The 21,249-nt window shown below is 68.5% G+C and carries 19 protein-coding genes and 1 pseudogene; 8 read left to right on the top strand and 12 right to left on the bottom strand.

Going from position 1 to position 21,249, the window contains the following annotated elements; translation table 11 throughout:
* Positions 1-69: 69 nt before the first annotated feature.
* Positions 70-1,227, bottom strand: a complete 1,158-nt coding sequence (locus ABZ370_RS31495; protein WP_358627489.1) for a tyrosine-type recombinase/integrase — start codon at positions 1,225-1,227, stop codon at positions 70-72.
* A 180-nt stretch (positions 1,228-1,407) separates the two neighbouring features.
* On the opposite strand from ABZ370_RS31495, the gene ABZ370_RS31490 reads away from it, so the two are divergent.
* Together ABZ370_RS31490 and ABZ370_RS31485 are read left to right on the top strand one after the other, a co-directional pair.
* On the top strand, positions 1,408-1,833 hold the full coding sequence (locus tag ABZ370_RS31490) for a hypothetical protein (RefSeq protein ID WP_358627487.1): 426 nt from the start codon (positions 1,408-1,410) through the stop codon (positions 1,831-1,833).
* Between the two features lie 37 nt (positions 1,834-1,870).
* Positions 1,871-2,899, top strand: a complete 1,029-nt coding sequence (locus ABZ370_RS31485) for a SpaA isopeptide-forming pilin-related protein (protein WP_358627484.1) — start codon at positions 1,871-1,873, stop codon at positions 2,897-2,899.
* 67 nt (positions 2,900-2,966) lie between these two features.
* Here ABZ370_RS31485 and ABZ370_RS31480 read toward each other — a convergent pair whose 3' ends face one another.
* The 3 genes and pseudogenes from ABZ370_RS31480 to ABZ370_RS31470 form a co-directional block, all read right to left on the bottom strand.
* The gene (locus ABZ370_RS31480; protein WP_358627726.1) at positions 2,967-3,143 is read right to left on the bottom strand and encodes a DUF6233 domain-containing protein; all 177 of its coding nucleotides are present in this window, start codon (positions 3,141-3,143) and stop codon (positions 2,967-2,969) included.
* 168 nt (positions 3,144-3,311) lie between these two features.
* Positions 3,312-3,453 (bottom strand): annotated as a pseudogene (locus ABZ370_RS31475) (phosphotyrosine protein phosphatase); the annotation flags it as partial.
* A 649-nt stretch (positions 3,454-4,102) separates the two neighbouring features.
* Entirely contained in the window at positions 4,103-5,704 is a 1,602-nt protein-coding gene (locus ABZ370_RS31470; RefSeq protein WP_358627481.1) for a gamma-glutamyltransferase, read from the bottom strand.
* Between the two features lie 603 nt (positions 5,705-6,307).
* Here ABZ370_RS31470 and ABZ370_RS31465 point away from each other — a divergent pair.
* The gene (locus ABZ370_RS31465) at positions 6,308-7,015 is read left to right on the top strand and encodes a hypothetical protein (RefSeq protein WP_358627478.1); all 708 of its coding nucleotides are present in this window, start codon (positions 6,308-6,310) and stop codon (positions 7,013-7,015) included.
* A gap of 326 nt (positions 7,016-7,341) precedes the next feature.
* Here ABZ370_RS31465 and ABZ370_RS31460 read toward each other — a convergent pair whose 3' ends face one another.
* Positions 7,342-8,874, bottom strand: a complete 1,533-nt coding sequence (locus ABZ370_RS31460) for a restriction endonuclease (RefSeq protein WP_358627475.1) — start codon at positions 8,872-8,874, stop codon at positions 7,342-7,344.
* Between the two features lie 18 nt (positions 8,875-8,892).
* Between ABZ370_RS31460 and ABZ370_RS31455 the strand changes: the two genes are divergently transcribed.
* Positions 8,893-9,027 (top strand): hypothetical protein, encoded by a 135-nt coding sequence (locus tag ABZ370_RS31455; protein WP_358627472.1) that lies wholly within the window; start codon positions 8,893-8,895, stop codon positions 9,025-9,027.
* 365 nt (positions 9,028-9,392) lie between these two features.
* On the opposite strand, the gene ABZ370_RS31450 is transcribed toward ABZ370_RS31455, so the two are convergent.
* Positions 9,393-9,788 (bottom strand): hypothetical protein, encoded by a 396-nt coding sequence (locus ABZ370_RS31450; protein WP_358627469.1) that lies wholly within the window; start codon positions 9,786-9,788, stop codon positions 9,393-9,395.
* A gap of 63 nt (positions 9,789-9,851) precedes the next feature.
* Positions 9,852-10,199: a hypothetical protein gene (locus ABZ370_RS31445; protein ID WP_358627466.1), complete on the bottom strand. Its 348-nt coding sequence runs from the start codon at positions 10,197-10,199 to the stop codon at positions 9,852-9,854.
* A gap of 200 nt (positions 10,200-10,399) precedes the next feature.
* Here ABZ370_RS31445 and ABZ370_RS31440 point away from each other — a divergent pair, with 200 nt between their 5' ends.
* The gene (locus tag ABZ370_RS31440; protein ID WP_358627463.1) at positions 10,400-11,650 is read left to right on the top strand and encodes a hypothetical protein; all 1,251 of its coding nucleotides are present in this window, start codon (positions 10,400-10,402) and stop codon (positions 11,648-11,650) included.
* Between the two features lie 100 nt (positions 11,651-11,750).
* On the opposite strand, the gene ABZ370_RS31435 is transcribed toward ABZ370_RS31440, so the two are convergent.
* The 4 genes from ABZ370_RS31435 to ABZ370_RS31420 are packed head-to-tail and all read right to left on the bottom strand — an operon-like array spanning position 11,751 to position 17,813.
* Complete coding sequence (locus ABZ370_RS31435; RefSeq protein ID WP_358627461.1) at positions 11,751-13,934, bottom strand: TniQ family protein; 2,184 nt, start codon at positions 13,932-13,934, stop codon at positions 11,751-11,753.
* Entirely contained in the window at positions 13,931-15,049 is a 1,119-nt protein-coding gene (locus ABZ370_RS31430; protein ID WP_358627458.1) for a TniB family NTP-binding protein, read from the bottom strand. Before ABZ370_RS31430 ends, ABZ370_RS31435 begins: the two co-directional genes overlap by 4 nt.
* Positions 15,046-17,172 (bottom strand): helix-turn-helix domain-containing protein, encoded by a 2,127-nt coding sequence (locus ABZ370_RS31425; protein WP_358627456.1) that lies wholly within the window; start codon positions 17,170-17,172, stop codon positions 15,046-15,048. The genes ABZ370_RS31430 and ABZ370_RS31425 overlap by 4 nt, the downstream gene beginning before the upstream one ends.
* Positions 17,169-17,813, bottom strand: coding sequence for a TnsA-like heteromeric transposase endonuclease subunit (locus ABZ370_RS31420; RefSeq protein WP_358627723.1), 645 nt, complete (start codon positions 17,811-17,813; stop codon positions 17,169-17,171). Before ABZ370_RS31420 ends, ABZ370_RS31425 begins: the two co-directional genes overlap by 4 nt.
* Positions 17,814-18,203: 390 nt before the next feature.
* Between ABZ370_RS31420 and ABZ370_RS31415 the strand changes: the two genes are divergently transcribed.
* From ABZ370_RS31415 to ABZ370_RS31405, 3 genes are all read left to right on the top strand, one after another.
* Positions 18,204-18,557, top strand: a complete 354-nt coding sequence (locus tag ABZ370_RS31415) for a DUF317 domain-containing protein (RefSeq protein WP_358627453.1) — start codon at positions 18,204-18,206, stop codon at positions 18,555-18,557.
* 102 nt (positions 18,558-18,659) lie between these two features.
* Positions 18,660-18,950 (top strand): hypothetical protein, encoded by a 291-nt coding sequence (locus ABZ370_RS31410; RefSeq protein ID WP_358627450.1) that lies wholly within the window; start codon positions 18,660-18,662, stop codon positions 18,948-18,950.
* Between the two features lie 14 nt (positions 18,951-18,964).
* Positions 18,965-19,786 (top strand): DUF317 domain-containing protein, encoded by an 822-nt coding sequence (locus tag ABZ370_RS31405; RefSeq protein ID WP_358627447.1) that lies wholly within the window; start codon positions 18,965-18,967, stop codon positions 19,784-19,786.
* 735 nt (positions 19,787-20,521) lie between these two features.
* Here ABZ370_RS31405 and ABZ370_RS31400 read toward each other — a convergent pair.
* Positions 20,522-21,217 (bottom strand): hypothetical protein, encoded by a 696-nt coding sequence (locus ABZ370_RS31400; RefSeq protein ID WP_358627445.1) that lies wholly within the window; start codon positions 21,215-21,217, stop codon positions 20,522-20,524.
* Positions 21,218-21,249: the final 32 nt, after the last annotated feature.

The following is a 21,249-nucleotide window of genomic DNA, read 5'->3' as shown; positions in this document are numbered from 1 at the left end:
GCCGATCGGACGTGGTGCGCGTCCCCGCGGTCGAGTCTGTCGCAAGGGCCAGGGCCGGGGCCGGAGCGCTCATTCCTCCTCACCCCAGACCGTCTGCAAGGCCACGGAGAACTCCGGCGAGTGGAGGTCGGGATGCCCGTAGACCTCATCCACCATGCGTGCCGAGGCCCAGTTGCCGACCTCCTTGGCCACCATCGGGTCCTTGGACACGTCCAGCACGTCGTTGGTCAGCTGGTGCCGGAACGCCTGGGGCTTGATGCGGCCCGGCAGGCCCGCTCGGCGTCCGGCCCGGCGCAGCACCCCGCGCGCTGCGTCGGCGGACCAAGGCTCGCCGCGCCGCGGCCCGCTCAGCTGGATCAGCAGCATGCCGTGCCCGGCCGCGACACCGGTGTACTCCGTCGTCATGTAGGTGAAGTAGCGGCTGATCATCGCCGGGCTCGCGCGGTAGATCTCACCACCGGTGATTACGCCGTCGACCACCTGCCAGTCGGGCTTGATCTTCGCCGCTGCGCGGTTCTGGTTACCCGCCCGGTGGCAAACGTGCACGTGCGGGTCCCGGCACTCGCCGCAGGCCGCGTTTCGCCGCAGGTGCAGGTCGACCAGATGCAGGCCGGTCAGGCCGCCGATGCGCATGGCGGTATCCGACAGCCACTGCACGACCATGGCGTCGCGTGCTGTGTTCACGCGTTCCAGCAGGCTCGGCTTGGCGCCGTCCGGCAGCATCTTCGGGTGTCGGCGCGTCGGCCGGCCGGTGGGCGCGAGCGGGTTGGCGGGCATCGACTTCGCCACGTGCCCCAGGAAGGCCCGGCTGCGGTCCGCCTTCGTCGGCAGGCGCTCCACCGCCAGCGCCGACCGCAGCTCGGCGTTCACGCCGCTGCCCGTGCAGACGTGCAGGTAGAAGCCCTTCAGGCAGGCCGCGGCGACCTTGAGTGCGGACGCACCGTACGGACGCTTTGGCGGCAGCCGCCACGGCTGCCCCCACGGCATCGGCACCTGTGCCCCGACAGCTCCCATGTAGCGCAGCAGGTCCCGGAGCGTCGCCTTCTCGGGCGTCAGCTTCTCCCGGAGGCACCACCGCAGGTGGTCCACCAGGGAGTAGGCGTACGTCTTCTGCGTTCCCAACCCCTCGTACAACCGGAGGAAGTCATCAGCCTCGTCATGGACGGACCCGTCAGCACACAAGATCGTGTACGACCGGCCCCCTCCCGCACGCGTCAGCACCTGCACACGCAGGTCCCCCACCACCAACGCCGGTCGCGCCATTTCCCGCCCGCCCCAAGCTCTTTGAGTACGTGCCAGAGACTACGGGCGTGGTCGGTTAACGCGCCCGGGATAGCTGATCAGGCGACCCGAACGGGTGACGCGGAGACTCTCAGGCAGGTCGGTAAATTCCACGACCACGCCGTCGTGGGCAACACCTACTACGCAACCCCCGTCCCCGGCGCACCGCTGCGGCTGCGGATCGATTTCAGCCGCACCATCTACGCGGACACCTACGGCGGCCTGCGCCTGGCGGTCGTCCATCCGGAGCGCGGCGAGATCGACGCGGTGGCGCTCAGCTTCGAGGACCACGGAACTTTCCACCGCCGCGACGACGCCACCAACACCCAGCCGAACACCAAGCAGCGCGGCACCTTCGACAAGTACCACCGCCCCGGCCGACCCCCGTGGGAGGGGGCCGTCACCACCGGGCTGCGCGACGCCATCGAGCAGTACACCGCCGTCTGGTTCCCCGGCGCCTGGACAGCGTCCGCGCCCAGCCGCCCGGCGGGCCGTACTCCGCGCAGCACACCCGTCCCGCCGGCCACCCGCAGCGGCGCCCGCGTCCGCTGACCTTCTTCCCCTTACTGATCAAGGAGCCCTCTTCCTCGTGCACGCACGTCTCGTCCGATCCGTCGCCGTCGCCGTCGCGGTGACCGGCGCCCTCACCTGGGCGCCGGCCGCGAGTGCCCAGCCCTCGGAACCGACCCCCTCGGCCTCTACGGCTCCCGCCGCGACATCGGCCCCGGACGCGGATAGCGCCGAGATCACTGTGAAGGACTCGGCCGGGGATGCGCTCCCCGGCGCCGCGTTCCTGCTGCTCGACTCCGCCGGCCAGGAGGCCGGACGCGGGAAGACTGACGCACAGGGGAAGCTGTCCTTCCCTGACCTCGCGCCGGGCGTCTACCGTCTCAAGGAGACGGCTTCCGGCAGTCCGCTCCACGAGGTCGTTGCCGACCAAGACGTCATCGTCACCCCGGGCGCGACCACTCGGCTGACGGCCACCGACCCGTTCAAGGCCGCCAAGGTCCTTCTGCAGGCCAAGGACGACAAGACCGGCAAGCTCCTGCCCGGCGCGACCGTGAACATCGGCACCGGCACCTCGACGCTGCTCACCTTGACCACCGGGGCCAAGGGCACGGCTTCCGGAGAACTGCCGGTGTCGAGCCGGAAGACGCAGTTCTGGGTCAAGGAGATCAAAGCCCCCGCCGGATACGACCTCTACAAGCCATCCAAAAGGTTCAGCGCCGGCCCCGGCGCCCCGGTAACCGTGACCGTCACCAACGCCAAGACCACGACCGGCCCGAAGCCCGACCCCTCAAACAAGCCGACCCACAAGCCCACCAACACCCCGCCCACCCCCGGCAAGCCGAGCAGCGGGACCGGCACGGGCACACCCTCCTCGCCGGGCACCGACACACCGGACGCCGACTCCTCATCCACCGCAGCCGCAGCCCCGGTCGGCGACTCCACACCGACGGCACCAGCGGGCTCCCTCGCCCACACCGGCGCCGACCCCACGCCGTGGATTGCCGCAGGCGCCGGCCTCCTCGTCGCAGGCGGCATCGTCACTCTGATCGTCGCCCGCCGTCGTACGGCGGACGGGTCCGAGCCCACCGACAGCGGCACGGCAAGCTAGCCGAAGACGAACCACCGCCAGCAGGCCCCCGGGAACCTCAGCACTCCCGGGGGCCTGATCGTGTCTTTCACCTACCTTCCGCGTCAGCGGCCAGCCTGCTGCTATCCGCGCCCCTGGCCGAGTTCGAGCGGACGAGTACGGTCGCGGCGTCGCAGTCGGTACAGGCACGCGCCCCGTCCCGCATCAGCGCGTCCAGGGCTTCCTGCGTGCCCAGCTCCGTTCCGCCGCCCGAACGTGACGGCACGGGGCGTCGTGCACGACGGTCCGGCCCTGGCGCTCGGGTGCGGGGCGGACTACCCAGCCGAGAGCCGGACAGACGCTGGGTCGGTACGCCGGAGAGGTCAACTCCATCGTTGTGCGTCAATTGTCGGTCGGTCACCCAGACTGTGTACTCGGCCGCCTCGACCCCATCTGGGATCTCGGCGGCGATGTCGATGCCGACCTCGGCCACACCGTCAACCACGGAGCGGTTGACGGTGTGGGCGGGAGCGGATCCTGCGGGAGCGGACCTCGATGCGGTCGCTGGCGAGGTGAGTGAGGAAGGCGGCGGCCATCTGGGAGCGGCCCGCGTTGTGGACGCAGACGAATAGCACCCGAGGGCTTGCGGGGGTCAGACACGAGCGGAGCCTTCCGGGAGCGGCGGCTGGGTTCAGGGTGTTGGTGGCGGGGCGGGGAAGAAGCGACCGGGCGGCCAGGGCGACGTAGACCAGGCCGATCAGGACGGGGACTTCGATGAGCGGGCTGACGACTCCGGCCAGGGCTTGTCCGGAGGAGGCTCCGAAGGTGGCGTCGGCGATGACGAGTTCGAAGTTGTTCTCCGCCGCGGTGAAGGCCAGCGTGGCCGCGCGCGGGTAGTCCAGTCCGATCGCGCGTCCCAGGGCCATGGATCCGGCCCTCATCACGGCGAAGTACACCAGCAGCGGCAGCGCGAAGCGCGCTACGTCGGCGGGGCTTGCTCGGCCGCTACAGCTTCACCGCGAGCGTCCCGGTGCGTGTGGGCGTCGGCTGGCGGCATTGCCCTACCTCGGGGCGGTGTTATCGCTCCGCTTCCGCGGGCAGGGCGGGAGGAAGCTGAGAAAGCGAGGTCGCCGGTGGGTCGTTGGTCCTGGTACAGGCGACCGAGTTCATACCAGGCCATGGCCCCGGAAGAAGGAGCCCTGGGTCGCACGGGCCCGCTGGTAGGCCGCGATCGCCGCGTCGGTCTCAGCGACAGTCTGGCCACGCACTCGGCACGGCCTCCGAGCGGGTCGGGGCTAGGCGCGTGCGGGAGGCAGGTCGTAGCGGCTGACGGCCAGGTACGTTTCCGGCGTCGCCGCTTCGAGGAGACCCTCGTCGCCCTCCAGGTCGAGATCCGGCTCCTGGGGACGGCGCAGCAGGTCGCTCCAGTCGCTCGTAGCACCCCCCCTCGTAGGCGTTGCGGAGCAGGGGGCGCAGCCGTTGACGGGCTTCCTCCTGCTGTTCGCGGAAGATCCGCCGCTGAGTGAGTCGCTGTCGTTCCTGAGCTTCGTCGCTGAGTTCCAGGTCGGTGGCCGGCTGGTCCTTGACGCTCAGTTCTGGGGTGCGCTGCGCGATGGCGAGGTCTTCCTCATGGAGGCGCTCACAGGCGGCGAACAGTTTCCGGGACATGCCGAGGTGGACCTCGGTTCCGGGGATGCGACAGGTCAGGAAGTCGTCGAGACCCATGGAGCGGATTCCGGCGCGCAGGGTGTGCTGCTCGGTGTGCGGTGCTGCTCCGCGGGCGTCGGCCCGCATGGCGAGGGTGAGGCCATCGTCTTCCAGGGGCGTGGTAAGCCCGGCGCGCCGGTGACGGGAAGCGCGGTCGGCGGGAACGGGGACGGTGCGCAACTGCGAGGCAGGAGCCGAGCGAAGGGCCAGGTAGGTGAGCATCTGGGCGCGGGCTGCGTCGATGAGGGCGTCGTCGCTGTCGGCGAGGTGGTCTTCCAGGTTGCCCGGGCCCGCCGCCTCGTCGTTGGTGTTGGATCCGGCAGGGGCCAGGGGTGGCTGGTCGGGGTGCAGGTTGTGGTCGATGGTGCTGGGGTGCAGGTTGTGGTCGATGGTGAGGAAGAGATCGTCTCCGGGCCGCACGGACGCCCCAACCAGGACGGTGCGGTGCGCGTACCCACTGAGGACCGTGCTGCCGGCCGCCAGCTGGGCCCACCCCTTGCGGAGTGTGCGGAGGCCGACGTCGCCGCCCTTGGCCTCGATCAGCCAGTACAGCTCCTCTGCCTTGTGGTGCCCCCATAGGTCGGGCAGCTTCTTCTTCGGGTCTTTGAACGTATTGAGCAGGGCGGGGATGGGGCCGCCGAGTTCGAGGTGTTCGGTCTGGCCGAGGCCCAGCAGCGAGCGGCATGCCCACTCGGTCATCGTCATGCCCAGCCGGTAGGCGGCGGCGCTCTTCGCGCTGCGCTCGGTGCCGTGCGCGTACACCGGGTTCAGGGTCAGGCGCCGGTCCTTGGCGCCCGCTACGGGATACCGGGGCTTGACGGGGTGCGCGCCGAGGTAGGCGTACAGCGGGGAGACCCGGGCGACGAGTTCCCCGTGTGCGTAGTGCGGCTGGTTCTGCAGGTGCGGGGTGACGTCGCGGCCGACTTCGGTGGCAGCCTTGATGATCTCCCGCCACGTGGTGGTCGGGGCGTACCAGCCGTCGGTCGCCGGGAACCCGTCTGACCCGGTCCACGCCTTGTGCTTGGCCGTCCGCCACTGCCTCCGGGGCTTCTTCGCAGGCCCATTTCGGAACAGGACCGGTATGTCGAAGCTGTCGGCGTAGGTAAGCGGTGGCTCGTCGGGAACGTGTGCGGGGATCATGCGGATCACTCTGGCACGGGCCCCAGGCCGCTGCCGGCGCCGGGTATTGAACTGTTATGGGGCCACGGCGGGAGCGATCCGGCTGCGCTTCGGAATGGGTGTTTGGACACGCCTGAAGCCGGGACTCGGCAGTTCGTGTCCGTTGACATCGAACTGCGGGGGTCTCAGATGGCGTTCTCGCGGCCAATGGCCACCTCGTGGCCGATTGGCCACGGATCTGAGGCTTTCCGGCCACCCTGTTCGCTCTAGGGGATGAAGGCGAGGTGGCGCAGCCATCTTCTGGGACAGTCGCTCGGTAGTCCGGCTGCTCCCGCTGAACGCCTACCTCGGTGCCAGGCTCCTGACCCATGAACACGTCGGGCTGGGCATCTTCACCACCACCGTCACGCTGATCCTCGCGGCGAGCCTGACGGTCCCAGGGTCTGAAACCGCTCGGCGTACACCCGTAGAAATGGCGTCTGCTCGGCAGCCGGTCATGGGGGTGGCCCGCAGGCCGGAGTACCTCGGCACCTCCCGCCAGCGCCAGCCCGTTGTCTCCTGCCTACGCTTCCGGGACCAACCCCGACACCGTAGGCGAAGATCGGGGACATGAGCTTGTGGGGTATGGGACAGGAGACAGCCACCGCCGTCATGGGCGCAGGAGGAGCTGTGGTGGGCGCGGCCCTCACCGGGATGTTCACCGTTCGTGGTGCGCGACGGCAAGCCGCAGCCGCTGTCCAAGCCGGGCTCGCCCAGGCCGCCAGCGCCTACCTCGGCCCCCTCGACACGGCCCGCCGCGCGGCGCAGAGGGAAGCCTACGTACGGCTCATGACGGCAGCCCAGAGCTACGCGACCGAGGTACACCCCGTCCTTCGGCTGGCCAGGGGGATGGACAGGGCGGCCGCGAACAGAGACAGCCTCTCCCGCAGGGAGGCCGCCAGAGAGGCCGCGGCGGAAGCGGACTTCCGGGACCGCATATCGGCGGTAAACAACCCGAACGCGGTATCGACGGCTGTCCAGCATGTGGAGCTCGAAGGGCCCGCCGAGGTAGCCGAGGCCGCGCGGCAGGTCCGCGCCGCCACCACCGGCCTCTTCCGCACGCTCCGGCAGGCGGGACGTAGCGAGCGCGTGGCCGGAGGAGTCGTCCCGCCGGACCCGGAGCGCTCCTGGACGCGTCATGAGGAGCTGCTCACCGCGATCGAGCGGTTCACGCAGGCCGCGCAGGAGCACCTGAACCGCCGAGACCATCCACGCACTGACGAGCGGCCCGGGCGGTGGGCACGGGTCTCCGCGTTCTTCAGCCGGAGCAGCGCCCGCCGGACAACCACGTGACCGCTCACTCACGGATGCCGGCACCTACTAGCCGGGCTGCACCTTCACCATGTTGATGTCCGTGGCGGTGCCCTCGGCCTCCAGCGGTTTCTTGCGGTCCTACGCCCTGGGCAGGGTCGTAGCTCACCGCCGACGTGCGCTTCTTGCCGTCCTGTACCCACTGGACCCGGAAGTTGCTCCCTCGTCGGCTTGGTGTGCGACGACCAGCCGCGATTCCACAACCTCGCATCCAGGACTGAATGCGTGGCCCTGCCCTGGTCAGAATGAGCCGGGCACTGTGGCAGCGGCGGTGGGGGCCGGACCGTCGCAGGGCTCAGCGTCCGGAGCTAACGGAGCCCGACTGCTCGGAGCGCCCGCTCGTCCGCCTGGTAGGGGTAAGAGTGGCCGTGGTCGAGGCTCGTCTGGAGCAGCGCTCCCTGCTCCTTGTCGGCATGAAACAGCGACAGAGTGGCGCAGCCCTTGCACTTCTCGCAGGTGAGGAACGGGCTCAGCGGGTGGAGTCCTTGGTCGCGGTCAGCCAGGTACAGACTGGTCTCGATACGGTCTGGTCCGGCATGACACAAGTTCTCGGTGGGAACGACCGGGTGGTCTCCCATGAGCCGCCGAAAGATGATGGTGTCCGACTTCTCGTGGCGATCCCACTCCACCTTGGTTACATCAAGCAGCTGCAGGTCAGCGAGGAACCGTGCTCGGTCGAGGAGGAAGCGTAGGCCATCGTGAGCCTCACTCAACTTGGAGGCCGAGACCGCAGGGAGGTCTTCACGCCCGTGGGCCCTGCTGTTGCGCTTGGTGCCGAGGCTTTGGCACGCTACCTCGGCCTCGTCGTCCGCAATGAGGACTGCGAGCTCGTGGAGGGGGTGCTCGGGGGGAAGGTCGGACATGCCCTCCGCTGCTGCGATCTGCTGAAGGATGCGCTGCCAGTCCCCGAAGCCAGGGCCGCCGAGTCCGGTTGCGATCTTCCCCTTGAACGTTCTGATGGCCTTGCAGGTGATGCCGGCCTCGTGCGCCAGAGCGGTCGTGAGAAGCGCGCTGTATCCGAGCAAGGTTTCCGCGGCCTTGAGTACGGCCTCATATTCCTTCGCCTGGGCATCGTCCTTCTGCGCCTCGACGTTCCGCCAGCGCAGAGCGATCGGATAGGGGTATCGCGTGCGGACAATGAAGTCTGGATCCTCGAGTTGGGCAGCAGCCACAGACCGGAGCCGGGTGAGCTGTCCGGTAGTGATGATGAGCCGCCTGGCCTCCTCCGGGCTCGTGCTCCTGTCGAAGGCCGACTCCGCAAGCGCGACAGCTTCGGCCGCCATTTCACCCAACCGCTGCCCGGCGGCAGCGAGATCGGCCAGGGCCGCGGACAGCGCTTGGTCCTCATTCGGCAGCTCCAGCGCCTTGAGCTGGGAGAGCCTGAGGTGCTGCTGACCCGATGATCCGACTGTGAGAACTCCGACGGTATCGGAGCGCAGGAACGCGAGGATCAGACGGGCGTGCTCCGCCGACAAGGGTTTGGTCGGGCGGAGAACAAAGAGGCTGCGCACGGCAACGGCCGGTAGATCGGCTTCCTGTACTAGAGCAGCCTTCGGTCGACCGGAAATCACCGAGGACAGCAAAATGTCGCCGGCACGCAGATGAAGCCGCTCCGGCGCATCACTGCGCCAGTCATCGACTTCCGGGTCCGGTTCCGCGATCACACCATCTCGCCCAATGTTTTTCAGCCAGATGAGGCGGACAGCCCCCGAGTCGGCGGGCCCGCAGGCGCCGTCTGTGGCCCGGCGGTCAAAAGCCCATCCGTTTAAGACGGTGCTGAACACCGATTCGAACGGCAGGCGGTCCGATGACGATTCTTCGTGTTGCTCAGTGCTGGACAAGGGCCCCCCAGGATCGTGATGCCGAGATATTACGATGTTGGATTCACCCGTGACGCGGCCAGGGACCCCGAGCGGTTCGACGCACTCAACGCTCCGGCCTGGCTGCACCAGCACTTCACCGCCGCCCACGGCGAGCAGGCGGTCGCCGGATGAGCACCGCCGCCGACGGCCTGCTGGTGCTGATTGCCGTACGCCCACCGCGCGTCACCCCCGCGGCGCTGGACGACTTCTTCGCTCGCTTCGAGCCCCCTGCATAGATCGAGACCGGGATCAGCGCTACGACGAGTGAATGATCAGACAGGAGTTCGTCCCACCACGCTGTCCCTTGACAGACAAAGGCCACGGTCAATGAGAAAGGGACAGGCGAAATGCGGACCTACAGCTGTAGGTTCTCACTTTCGGTGTCAGGCGCCGACGCTATGACCTGGACGTTCCCCTCCAGTCTCACGACGTGTCGGCAAGCGGCTGTCTCAGATCGATGTCATTTCCTCAGACTGCCCAGCCGGCTGCGCCGGACCTCATGAACCTGCATCGGCGGCCGTCCGTTCCATCCACTCCCGCACCTTCACTGCTTGCTCGATGCGGTTGACGATGTCCTTCTTGGACGCCGAGTCCAAGGTCTCCGGGATCTTGTCGAAGGTGTCGGGAAGGACGTCGAGGAGACCCCAGATCTGCTCGCCGGTGCTGACGGTCAGCAGTTGCTGGCACCTCCACTGCAGCGGCACCTCGGGACGGTGCGTGAGCCGCTGCACGAGTGTCGGGAACAGGTAGTGCGTCGCTTCTGCGGCGAGGTGCTCTCGTAGCCAGTCGACCGGGAGCCGCTGGCTGAAGCCATGCATGGTGGCCTCCTGGGCCAGGTCCAGGAGCTGAGCGGTGTCGACGGCTCGGATGGTGCGGGGAAGGGCCGGGGTCATGTCGCGATGATGCCAAGAAGCCCTCGGAACACCGAGAGGTCGGCGGGGTCGGGTTGCAATCTGTCAAGGAACTCGGCATTGCTGGGCGATGAACCCTGCGGATCGGTCGAGCTGGAAAGGAGATCCGGCCTTGGTTGGTTCCCAGCCTCGGTCCCGTGCTTCTCGGATGCTGGCAGCAACGTGGGCTGGGCGGATGGGCACTGCCTCGGCACCCACCCAGTTGCTGGGATGGGCCTGGCCGCTGGTGACGATCAAGGTCGTGCCCGGCTGGCTGCCGCTGGCTGCTTCAACCGCATAGGTCAGTGGTGTCCAGCAGAGTCCCTGTATGTAGGAGGGCTTCCTGCGGATCCGCCAGCGGTACTCGATCCCGTCAACGGTTATACGCCGGGAACCCTTCTTGTTCAGCGCCATCTTCGCCTCCTGCGCCGTTGGACTCTGATGTGTCGCCGCGGTCGCGAAAAGCAGGTTGCACGCGAACGTACCGAACGTTATCGCCGACAAGCACCTTCGGGACTACGGATGGGTTGATCAGCCCATAGGTTGGTGTCAGTGCCGAGCGACCCGGCGCATCGCACCCGCCCCGGGTGCACTCACCGCGATCGGAGAGCACCGTGAAGAACAGGGCGTTGTGGCGTGTAGTTGACAACGAGAGTGGTAGCCAGTCCATCGTCAGCACGCCCTCCGAGGCGGTCGCGTTCGTCAACAGCCGGTTCGACACCGATGACGACGACGAGCCGTTCAGCATCACCGAGGTCGGTCCTCTCCTTCCGAAGCCGCTCGGGGTCATCACCGCATGGGCCGCCGAGAAGGACGGCGAGCGAACCGACGGGCGTACTGCCCCGATCACCATCAGGCCGGTTGTGACGGACAACGCCAACGAGTGCGATGACGTCGTGCTCTGGGGCGACGTGTACGTCTCCTGGGACCACGACATGTACACCGTCGAGGAGCCGGACAGCTCCGAGTACAGCGAGGCTTACAGCGCAGCCGAGTTGAGCGCGATCCTCGACGAGTACGCCGACGACTACGAGTACGCGCCTGAAGGGCCTGAAGGGCCCGACAGCCACAGGTGGCCGAAACCGGAAGAGTTGATCACCTACGGCGCCCAGGAGTGCGCCAAGCGGTTCGGGCACCTCGACGACGACGCCCTGCTGTGGCTCGCTGCCACCCGCATCACGCTCGCCGTGTGGCGCAACACACCCGTCGAGAACTGGCATGCCGGGAAGAGTCCGCTCCACGACGGCACAATGATGCGGATCAACACGGCAACCACCCGACTCGTGCGCTCGATGCTGTCGTTCGACCATGTCGACTGGATTGGTCTCGGTCTCGCGATCGTCAACCCGTCCCGGGTTCTACCGACCGGGCAGTCTGTTCTCGAGCTCGGGCTGGCCTGCCACAACCCTGACGACCCGGCACACGAGGTTGATCCGCGCGTAGAACTCGCGGGGATGGCACAGGTCGCGATCTCATGGGGGCGAAGGTACTGCCTTAGCGAGAAGGAGTTCGGCCTGCGAACCCTGATCGAATCCTTCTGCGCGTCCGACAACGGCTGGTTCGGAGCACCGAGTTGGGGGCGCATCGTCGATCGGTTCCTTACGGCTGTCGACGACCGGGAGAATGCGCACTGGCGCATACACCGGGACAAGCCTTGGTTCGACGAGTGGTTCACCAACCGGCCAGCAGACATTGCGGACACCACGGAATTTCGTCGGCTGCTCCTTGCCGGGCCCGACCTGCTGTCCGAGGAGGCCGCCGAATGGTGCGTGGATGGCGCCATCCGCTACGTCTGCCAGGACGACCACGCGAACGACTGCTGGCGTTGCGGTATCCCGCTGGCAACGGAGTCCCCCAACGAGTGAATGTGTGCACCAGCATAGAATGGGCGTCACACAACTATGCCGAAGCCCTGCGTTCCGCGCTGCCACGGAGACCGGCAGCGTTGCCTGACCATCGCTCGGCTCACTTCCGTCTCGGTCGGCCTGGACGGGAGCCGGCGGGGCGCAGTTGGGTGCCGTTCTTGAGGAGTGCGAGGCGGATGGTTGCGAGGGTGGTCTCCTCCAGGTCGGCGATGGCCTGGAGGGAGAGGCGGTCGCGTTCGTACCACTGGCGCCACTGTGCTGTCCGGGTGGCGGTGTGCTGGGTGCGGCGGAAGCGGGGTGGGCTCCAGTCGACGGGGTGCTCGGAGAGCAGGTGGACGACATGTGCGGTGGTCGTCTCCAGGGTGCGGGCGAGCTGGGCAATGGAGAAGTCGCTGCCGGGTACGGCCTGGTGGAGCCGTTCAGGGCTGATGCTGTGTGGGTCGGGCCCGGGCAGATGGAGGCCGTGCAGCGCACGGTCGGGGAGCTGGGGCGTCCACTGGACGGGCTCGTCGATGCCGTGTTCGTCGAGGAGACGTCGTGCGGTGTGGTGGAGGAGTTCGGCCTCGGCGGGCAGGATCCGCCAGCGGAAGCGCTGGTAGTGCTGGCGTTGAGCGGAGGTGGAGGGCGCGATGTCGGGGTGGGCGAGGTGGGCGGGTGAGCCGGTCAGGGTGTGGAAAAGCCAGCGCTCGGCGTGTACTGGGTTGGGGCTGGGGTTCGAGCGCAGCCGCCGCTGCAGCTCCAACCATGCTCGCGCGTCGATGAATTGGGGGCGGGTGGTGAACAGTGCGCGTCGGCGTGCGTAGTCGATCGGGGCGCCGTGCGCGTCGAGGTGGTCGGCGAGCAGGATGAGCGTGCGCAGGATGTCGGCGCTGTGCGGGTGGCGGGTGAGGGTGGCGAGGAACGTGGACACGTTGTGGCTGCTGACGGTGGTGCCGGTCAGGCGAACCTCCGCGCGAATCGGGGTGGTGTTCCCGGCCAGCAGGCAGGCGACGGCGAGGAGTTCGTCGGCGCGTTGGGCGGCGGGCCTGCCGCTGGCGTGCCGTGGAGTGAGCCGCAGCGTCCACTCCGGCCACAGGCCGGTCGGCAACAGGCGGGCTCTGGCGTTGTGGTCGGCCGGGGGCCGGGTGGAGTCGACGTCGGTCCGGTGACGTAGGCGTGCCACCGGCATCAGCTTGGTCTCCCTGCTGCACCGCAGCGCGGCTTCGAGCGCGGGCGAGATCGCGACGCCGGGGGCGACGACGTTGCCGGGGTACAGCGGCTTGCCGGAGGCGGCCATCCGGTCGGTCAGCCACTGCGCGGCCCGGGCCGCGGAGCGGATGTTCGCGGCGCGCAGGATACGGATCGCCGCCGTGACCGCCACGGCCGTCTCGGCGGCGTCGCCGGGAGCGGCATAGCTGTGCAGGTCACCGTGGCGGGCGTCCGGTGCCCGCGGGGAGCCTGCGGGCAGCGGGTCGGCGCGGTAGCGCTCCACACGGTCCAGGACATCGGGCGGCGCGAGCGGGCGAAGGTCGGTCGGGGTTGCGTGGTTGAGGACGAGTACTCCCAGGCTCTTCGTATCGCGCAGGACCATGTTCAACGGCGCGCCACCGGACCCGTACAGCGGCCAGTGCACCGGGCGGCTGGGGGTGGTGAGGGCGGTGTCGATGAGGCGTTGGGTTTCGGCCAGGGGTCCGTCGGCCGGGATCGCGGTGGCGGGGGTATCGGTGAGGGGGTGGTGGCAGCGAGGTGGCCGTGGTCCGCTGTCGGGGGCGGCGCTGGAGCACTGTCCCGGACGGGGTGTGTCCCGTCGGGGGTGGGAGCGCAGGCGGGGGATGCGGTGGCAGGCCGGGCAGCGGTCGGCCAGCAGGACGTGGTGGCGGGTGCAGGCGAAGGACCAGCTCAGCCGCCAGGTCACGGGCCAGCGCCCACCGGTGTCGGCCAGGCATGAGGGGCAGAACCGGGATCCGGCCCGTCCCCACAGCACCCGCCGGTTCACTCGCCGGTGCCGGGGCAGGATGTCCACCGCGTGCCCGTCGAAGGGCTGCAAGGTCATTGCCGTGAGCACGTCTTCGGCGATCCCGGTGACCTCGGTGATGGCCGCCCGTTCGTCCCGGGTGAGGCGGATGGTCCAGGCCGGCAGGACCAGGGCGGCCCTGGCCGTCTCCCGGTTGGGGAGGCCGAGCGCGCTGAGCACGTCGGTGAACGGGCAGGTCAGGCGTGCGGCGGTGAACTCCAGCCAGGAGTCCAGGGCTTCACCGGGCTGCGGTGCGCACCGGATCGGCAGGGCCCGCCGTCCGGTGCTCATCCGGCGGCCCGATCCCTTCGCGGACGGCTGGTGGCCCTCCCCGCCGCCAGGGCGTATTCGAGTTCGCGGCGGGCCTGTTCGGCGGCCTCGTCGTTCCTGACGCGGTCGAGGAGATCACGGGTGAGGCGTTCGGTGCCGGTGCGCTGGGCCCGCTGGCAGCCGCGGTTGACCAGGGTCATCAAGGAGCCGATGTGCCCGGTCGACCGGGCGAAGAGGTAGTCGGACAGGTCGTCGGCGAGCATGCCGGGATACGTGTCGGCCAGGACGATGCGCTGTTCCAGGGCCAACAGCAGCCGCCGCCAGTGAGCACGGCCCTGGTCGGTGTCGATGGTGAAGGGCGGCATGTCGAGGCGGGTGGTGCGCCGGCCGGTCTGCGCCACAACGATGTCACCGCTCGCCTCGCCCTCGCTGAACAGGCCCTTGTCCGCGAGTCCCACGCCGACCTTGAGGAGGGTGACGGGGAACTCGTTGGCGATCCACTTGAGGTGGTTGCTTACCTCGATGCCGCTGGTCTTGCGCCACTTCAGGAAGTGCAGGTCGTCCAGGATCAGCAGGCGAACCTCGCAGGACACCACGCAGTCCAGGGCCTGCAGACCGAGCTGGGCGGCCGTGGAGTTCTGACGTCCGGGATGGCCGAAGAACTCCAGCATGGCCCGATTGAGGTCCTTCATGCCGGTGTTGCCCGTCAGGCCCACCCGGCACACCGGCCACCGCTCATGCCCCTGCACGGTGAAGCTGCCGTGCTCGGCGATCTCCCGGCGGTGGAATGCGCGGGCGAAGGCGAGCACCGCCGTGGTCTTGCCCAGCCCCGGGAATGCGTCGACGGCCACAGCCCCCTTCGCCTTGTCGCCGTCCTGGAGGTTGCTGTCCACGATGTCCCACAAGTCTTCGTGCAGCGAAGCCAGTTGAGGAGTACGGATCGGACCCAGATTGGCGTGCCACTCCCGGCGCGCACGGTCGTAGGCGCTTCGCGCCGCCGTGTCCAGGGCTCCGATCTCGCTGCGGTTGAGCGTTCCGGGCTGGATGCGGCGCGGTGCGTCGGCGAACGCCTGGAAGTCCTCCTTCCGTGACAGAGCCAGATTCCCAGGATCCGGTCGGCTCGCCGGGGCACTCACACGTCCTCCAGAGCGTCGGTGTAGAAGTCGTCTTCGCCGGCGGGCCCGAGGTCGGCCTCGTCGTCATCACCCGCGTCAAGAGGCTGCTCGGCGACTGGAGGTTCGGCCGGCCGCGGGTCCTGGCCCAGCGCCCGGCGGACGGAGGGCAGGGCGGCGGTCTCCGGATCGCCGGTGCGGGGCAGGTCGAGGGCGGCCTGCTCGCGGGACAGGCGCAGGGCGATGCGCCGCTCCGTGAGCGTGGTGCCCAGCCCCAGGTTCCAGCGCTCCAGCAGGTCGGCGACGGCCAGCCGGTCGTCGGGATACCGGTACTTCGCGGAGGCCAGCTTCCGGGCGAAGACCAGGGCGTCCTCACTCAACGGCATCCCCGCCACCGGCGCATGCTCCCAGGTCAGGGTGTGCCAGAGGCGGGTTGCCGGGTCGCGGAAGTAGATACGGGTGATGTCGTCCGGGTCGACCTGGAACGGCCAGCTGTTCTTCACCGGCCCCTCGTACGGGCTGCGGATGCCGGGAGCGGGCAGACCGGGGCCGCGGTAGCGGCGGCGGTCGATCTCCACACTGTAGTGCTGGACCGTGCGCCATTTCGTCGCCAGGAACTCGAAGGCGAGCTCCGGATCCCGGGGCACCACGATGTAGCCGGCCCTCGCCATCCCGTGCTCGAACATCTGCGCAGGCGACATCCGCAAACCCGGCACACCAGGATCGACCAGACCGGCATGGGGACGGCAGTGGTAGACCACCGCGATCCACTCCCGGACGATCTCCTCCAACTCGTCGAGGAAGAAGAACGCGTCGGCCTCGGGAAGCTCGCCGCGCGCGTGGATGTCGGGACCCTTGTAGCCGGGCAGCACCTCCAGCAGACCCTCACGCAGGGTCCGGAAGAACCGCTCCACCGGCCCCTTGTCGCGTCCCGTCCGCAGCCGGGCCGGCTGGATCGAGATCCCCATCCGGCGGCACACGCTGGTCAGATGCTCCGACACATACACTCTGCCGTGATCCACCACCAAGGTCTCCGGCACCAGCGCCGGCGAGGCCAGCCCCTCACCGGCGGCGCCTTCGAGATCGACCAGGACCGTGCGCGGAACACCGTGCTCGGGCCACACCGCGCCGCGCGGCCAGTCCGCTCCCGCCGGACGCGGCCGGAAGCACTGGAACAGCACCGCGCTGACATCTACCGCCTTCGTCGACACCGGCGTCACCCGGATCCCCGTGACGCAGCGGGTGTACCAGTCCATCGCCACCGTCAGCTCGGCCTGCACCCACCGCAGCGTCAGCGGATCACACGCGAACACGTCCAACCGCGTGGTGTCCATCAACACGTACTCACCTGGACGCGTGGGACGCAGCTTCCCGTACGGCCCCTCGGACCTGTCGGCGATGTCCCGGTTCCGCTTGGTACTCAGCCGGAACAGCGGATGCCGACGCTCCAGCTCCTCCAGAATCCGGTAGGCCGTTGCCCGGCTCGGCAGACGAACCGCATCGGGGCCATGGCGGGCAATGACGCGGGCTCGGGTGCGCTCAATGACCAACTTGCGCGACGGCTTCGACTCGCCGGTGTGCTCGACCATGACTTCCAGAGCCGTATCCACCCAGCGTTCGTCGGCCTTCGCCGCTGCCCCGCCCGAGCGTTTCCTCTTCGCTGCCAGCCCGGCTTCGCCATGCCGTCGAAAGTCCGCGACCCATTGCTTGACCGTGCGGACGTGCACCCCGAGTTCCAGCGCCTTCGCCGCGTACTTGGGTTCCACTGGGCCGCCGGGCGCATAGTCACGCCGGGGTTCACCCTCGCCCGCCAGCTCCGGGCTCCCCGAGCGGAACCCGGTGAGCACCTCGCGGACGTGCTCCGCCCGTTCACGAACCTGGCGCCGTTCGCCTTCCCGCAGTTGGTCCAGAACCACGGAAGCGATCTCCTCGTCATCATCCGCCGAGGGACCGGGTTGTTCGGGAATCAAGACCGCGCGTTCGGAGAACATAAGCTCCCTCAGCGCCAAGCGCAGAAGGCGTCCCCTCCTGTCCTTGAGGACGACCTCGTTGCCTGCCGTTGTCGCTGTCATCTCCACCACCTCGACGATCTCGCCGTCGTAGCGGAATCGCGTACCGACTCCCGCCCGGGCCCCAGCCCTGCTCACGTCGTCCGCCTCAACAGCGCCGAAGCGCTCAGCGGTCGGCTGAGGTCTGTCCGCAGGTCGTGAGACCACAGCAGGTGGCAGACAGCAGCGCGAACACAGAACTCCGGCTGATGAGGGAGAACTCGGGGTACGTCACCCAGCGCAGTGCCGTCGAGGTCCGCCTGGCGGAGTTCGTCGAGAAGGCCAGACGGGAAGAGTTGGTGTCGCCGATAGCCGGCCAGGAAGCGGAGGTTCTCCAGTTCCACTGCCGCCGGTTCGCTCCAGACCTCGTACCGCCACCCCCTGGACTCGACCGCCTCCCTGGTCCAGCTGAAGGTGAACGCCACCTCGGGCTTGGTCAGCCGCCGGTACGGCTTGACGTCCACCAACACTGGCCCTTGGCTGGTGATCAGCAGATAGTCCGGGATGTGCTTGCGGATCTCTACCGTGCCTACGGTTTTCATCAAGAACGGTTGGGCCACAATCACGCGCACGAGCGGATCGAAATCCGCGAAGAGAAGCCTCGCCAATTCCAGCCGAGACTCGTAGATCACATGGTCACGCATCGTTGCCGACCAGTAACTACCGGAATGGTGCTTCTGCCCCCGGTACCAGCGAAACGTTCGCCACGACGTCGCTGACCTCAGTAGATCGAGGGACACTGCTGTCCACGGCAGGTCCTTGAGAACCTTGCCCCCATGTAAGCGGACGCTGACTGCTACGGCAGGACTGTCCACGGCGTACCCCTCAACGTGGGTGATGCCTTATACAGCCACGATGGTCGCTCACAGCGAGGCAGGCGGACAGAACCGGCCCTCATCGCTCAAAAGAGTGAGTCCGCTGAACTGTGGATCTCAGCACGGCGCCATAAGTGGTGCTGATATGTAGTCAGCACGGAGAATATGGCGCGGTTTTTGAGAACCTACAAGCTGACAACGGACAGTTCGCCGGGGGCAGACAGGACAGATCGCGGAAAGACTGGCCAACGCGGGCGGGGGCATGTCAACGTAGACGACCTTGCAAGAAACTCCAGGTCAGAGAGGTGATTGCCCGTGACTGTAGTGCCAGTGAGCCCCGGTTTCTCCACCACTATCGAGGCCCTGCGGCTTCGGGAATGGCAACTCGGCCCCGGCCAGCCCACGCTCGTGACAGACCAGTTCTCCGCGGACGACTTCCACCTGATCGTGGACGACCGCGCGGACGTGCACATCAGCTCGAAGGACGGCCGCTTCTACCTCGGCTGGTTTCCGAATGGCCGTCCCGGCACAGACGGCGAGGGATGGACGATCGCCGTCACCGGCACGACCAAGGTGCCCGGCTACCACCTGTCGTTCGACACCGAGACGCCGGCCGACATCGTCGCCGCTGCCGTGGCGCGCGTGCTGGAGACCTCACGTCGCGTGTGACCGTGCAGGATCCACAGGCAGTCCTCGCCTGGAGGACGGCTTGCGGCCGGTCACCGGCCGGTTCCATCGCCCATCGTCTTTCCTCACCCCAGGAGGCTGTTCGTGACATCCCCCGAGATGACCGTTGGCGATCTCATCGACCTGTTGTCCGGCTGCGATCGGAGTGCTCCGGTCCGCCAGGCCATGAACCCGTTCTTTCCGATGGCACACCGGCTGGCGCAGGTCGTGCAGTTTGTGGACGAGACCGGCCAGAGTGTCGTCTACCTCGCCGAAGGGCGGGACGAGGACGCGCAGCTCGGCCATCTGCCGCCCGAGGTCGCCGTCGCCCTGACCTGGCAGGGCCCCGTCCAGGCACCCCCACGACGCCCCCGCCGCCGTGCCGGCGGCAACTAACCCGCACCGAGCCCTTGGAGGCGCCCCTGTACCCCGACTTCCCGCTCGACCCGTCCACTTCGCGTGGCGGCCAGCCCGCGTTCTGGGTCGGCCCCCGGCATCTTGCCGGTGACGATGGGCGCCTCTACGACGCCGTCGCCGACACGCTCTCCGGCCTGGGCTGGACGAGCCTGACGATCGTCCGCGGACGGCACGAGCCGGACGAGGACCCGGAGGACCGCCAGGTCCTGCGCAGCACCGTCCTGCACATCAGCCCCGACGCCCTCCGATGGGCGCAGTGGAGCCTGGCGGACGAGCCGTTCCACCTGGGGGAGCTGCCGATCGCCTGGCAGATCTCCGCCCGCGCGGACACCAGCAGCCCGATCGCTCAGTGGTCGGCCTACTTCACCCCCGATGTCCCTGGCGAGGCCGTGTCCGACTTCCTCCTCGCGCTCGACGCCCGCGACCAGCCCGCCATGCCGCTCGCCGGCCCCGAGCTGGTCCTCGACGCCGTCGCCGCACACGGCTGGCTCCGCGACATCGACCAGCCCCAGGAGGCAGCGACGGACCCGACGTTCACCTCGCACCTCAGCCTCGGCGAGGTGCCACCCCTCATCCAGGACGCCGACCCGCGCGCCCTGACCACCGAAGCAGACGAGGCGGGACCGGCCGGATGGCAGGCATGGGCCGAGCCCGCGCTCGGCGGCCCCTGCCTGTGGGCAGCCTCCTTCGCCGCCAGCGTCCCGCACGACCTCGTGGCCGTCTTCGCCGCAGCCCTCAGCTCGACCGCACCGGTCCTGCGCCGGGTGCTGCCCGAAGCCACTCAGGAGCGCCTCCTGCGCGCCCCGGCCATCTAACGTCCCGTACCCGCCCCCGACGCACACAGCCCGGTACCTCCTAAATGGAGGGCCGGGCTTCTTGCTTCGCCGCCCACGACCGTCGCTGTGCACAAGAGGCTGCCGCTCCCTACAGCTGCGGCCGGACGGTGGGGTGCGGCACGCCGGAATAGGCCAGCAGACCTGCACCCCAGCAAACGGGATGGATACCGGCTCGGGGCGAGACGCTGTCGCCGGTCGGCCGGTCTTCGGCGTTTGCCACCCTGTGACGGCACGATGGAGGATGCGGCAATGCTCTCCAGCCCCGGCGTCCTTGTCGTCCTCGCACTCGTCGTCGCCGTGACCGTCGCGCTGAAAGTCCGTTCACACCGTAAGCGCACGGCTGCTCTCGCGGCACAATGGCAGGCATTCCAGCAGCACCGGAGTTCCGGGCAAGGGCAACTTCTCCAGATCACGAGGGTCTACCAGCACGGACGCCGAGGGTCGAAGGCGGTCGTGACCTGGTGCGACACTGGTCGGCAACAGGATGCCTGGTTCTGGAACTGGCACGTTCCCGTAGGCGCGTACCTACTCGTCAATGCCTCTAGCGGTTATGGGCCTCACAGCCACAACCCGGACGTGCTCTACGTACAGACCAGTCAGGTTCGAGCCTGGGTGCCCGGCCAGGCGGCTCGCGCTGCTCAGCGCGTCGGCCAGTAACGAGCTTCTGCTCCCGACCATGATGGTCGGGAGCAGAAGCTCTGCGCGCGGGCAAGGTCAGCTCGCTGCCGTGGCCTTGGCGAGGGCCTTGCCGAGGTGGCGGTCGACGAGGGCCGGGGAGCCGGAGACGATCAGTAGCAGACAGCCGTCGCGGATCGCGGTCTGCTTGACCACGGTGCTCCGCCTTCCGGTAGAGAACGTCAGGAGCTGGCTCCACTGCTCGTCACCGAGTCCGCGGGGTGCGGGAAGCTTCTGCGAGGCCATGTCGATCGGAGTGCCGCCCGCGACGACCTGATAGGTCGGGCACCCGGTCATGGCGTCGAAGATCCGCTCGATGCCATCGGACAGCTTGTTGGCGCTGTCGCTGTACAGCTCCTCGGAGACCTCCGAGGAACTGCCGCCGTAGGTGAAGGCCGTCTTCGCCTTGCGAGGGAAGGTGGGCGTGCCGCCGGTGGCCGCGTCGCCGCCCAGCTCGTTCAGGGCCGGGCAGCCGACGACGGTGACGTCGTCGTGCTGGGCGGGGCGCTCCGGCTTGCGCAGGTAGCCGCTGCCGAGGTCGCTCCGGTCGAGCAGGCGCGTCTCCAGCGTGGCCGACGAGAGCACGGCGGCCTTCTCGACCGCGCGAGTCGGCTTCCCGGTACGGGCGGAGGGGGCGGTGTCGGGTTTGGTGCCGGTGGTGTCGGTCGTGCAGGCGGGCAGGGAAAGGAGGGCGGCGGTGATGCCGAGGGCGGTGGTGGCGACGCGAACGCGCATGACGGAACTGACCCCTTGGTGCTAGGCGACGG

This window comes from Streptomyces sp. NPDC005962 (assembly GCF_040629205.1).
GTDB lineage: Bacteria > Actinomycetota > Actinomycetes > Streptomycetales > Streptomycetaceae > Streptomyces.
The sequence above is the reverse complement of the archived record's forward strand: the minus strand, read 5'-3'. Positions and strand labels throughout refer to the sequence as shown.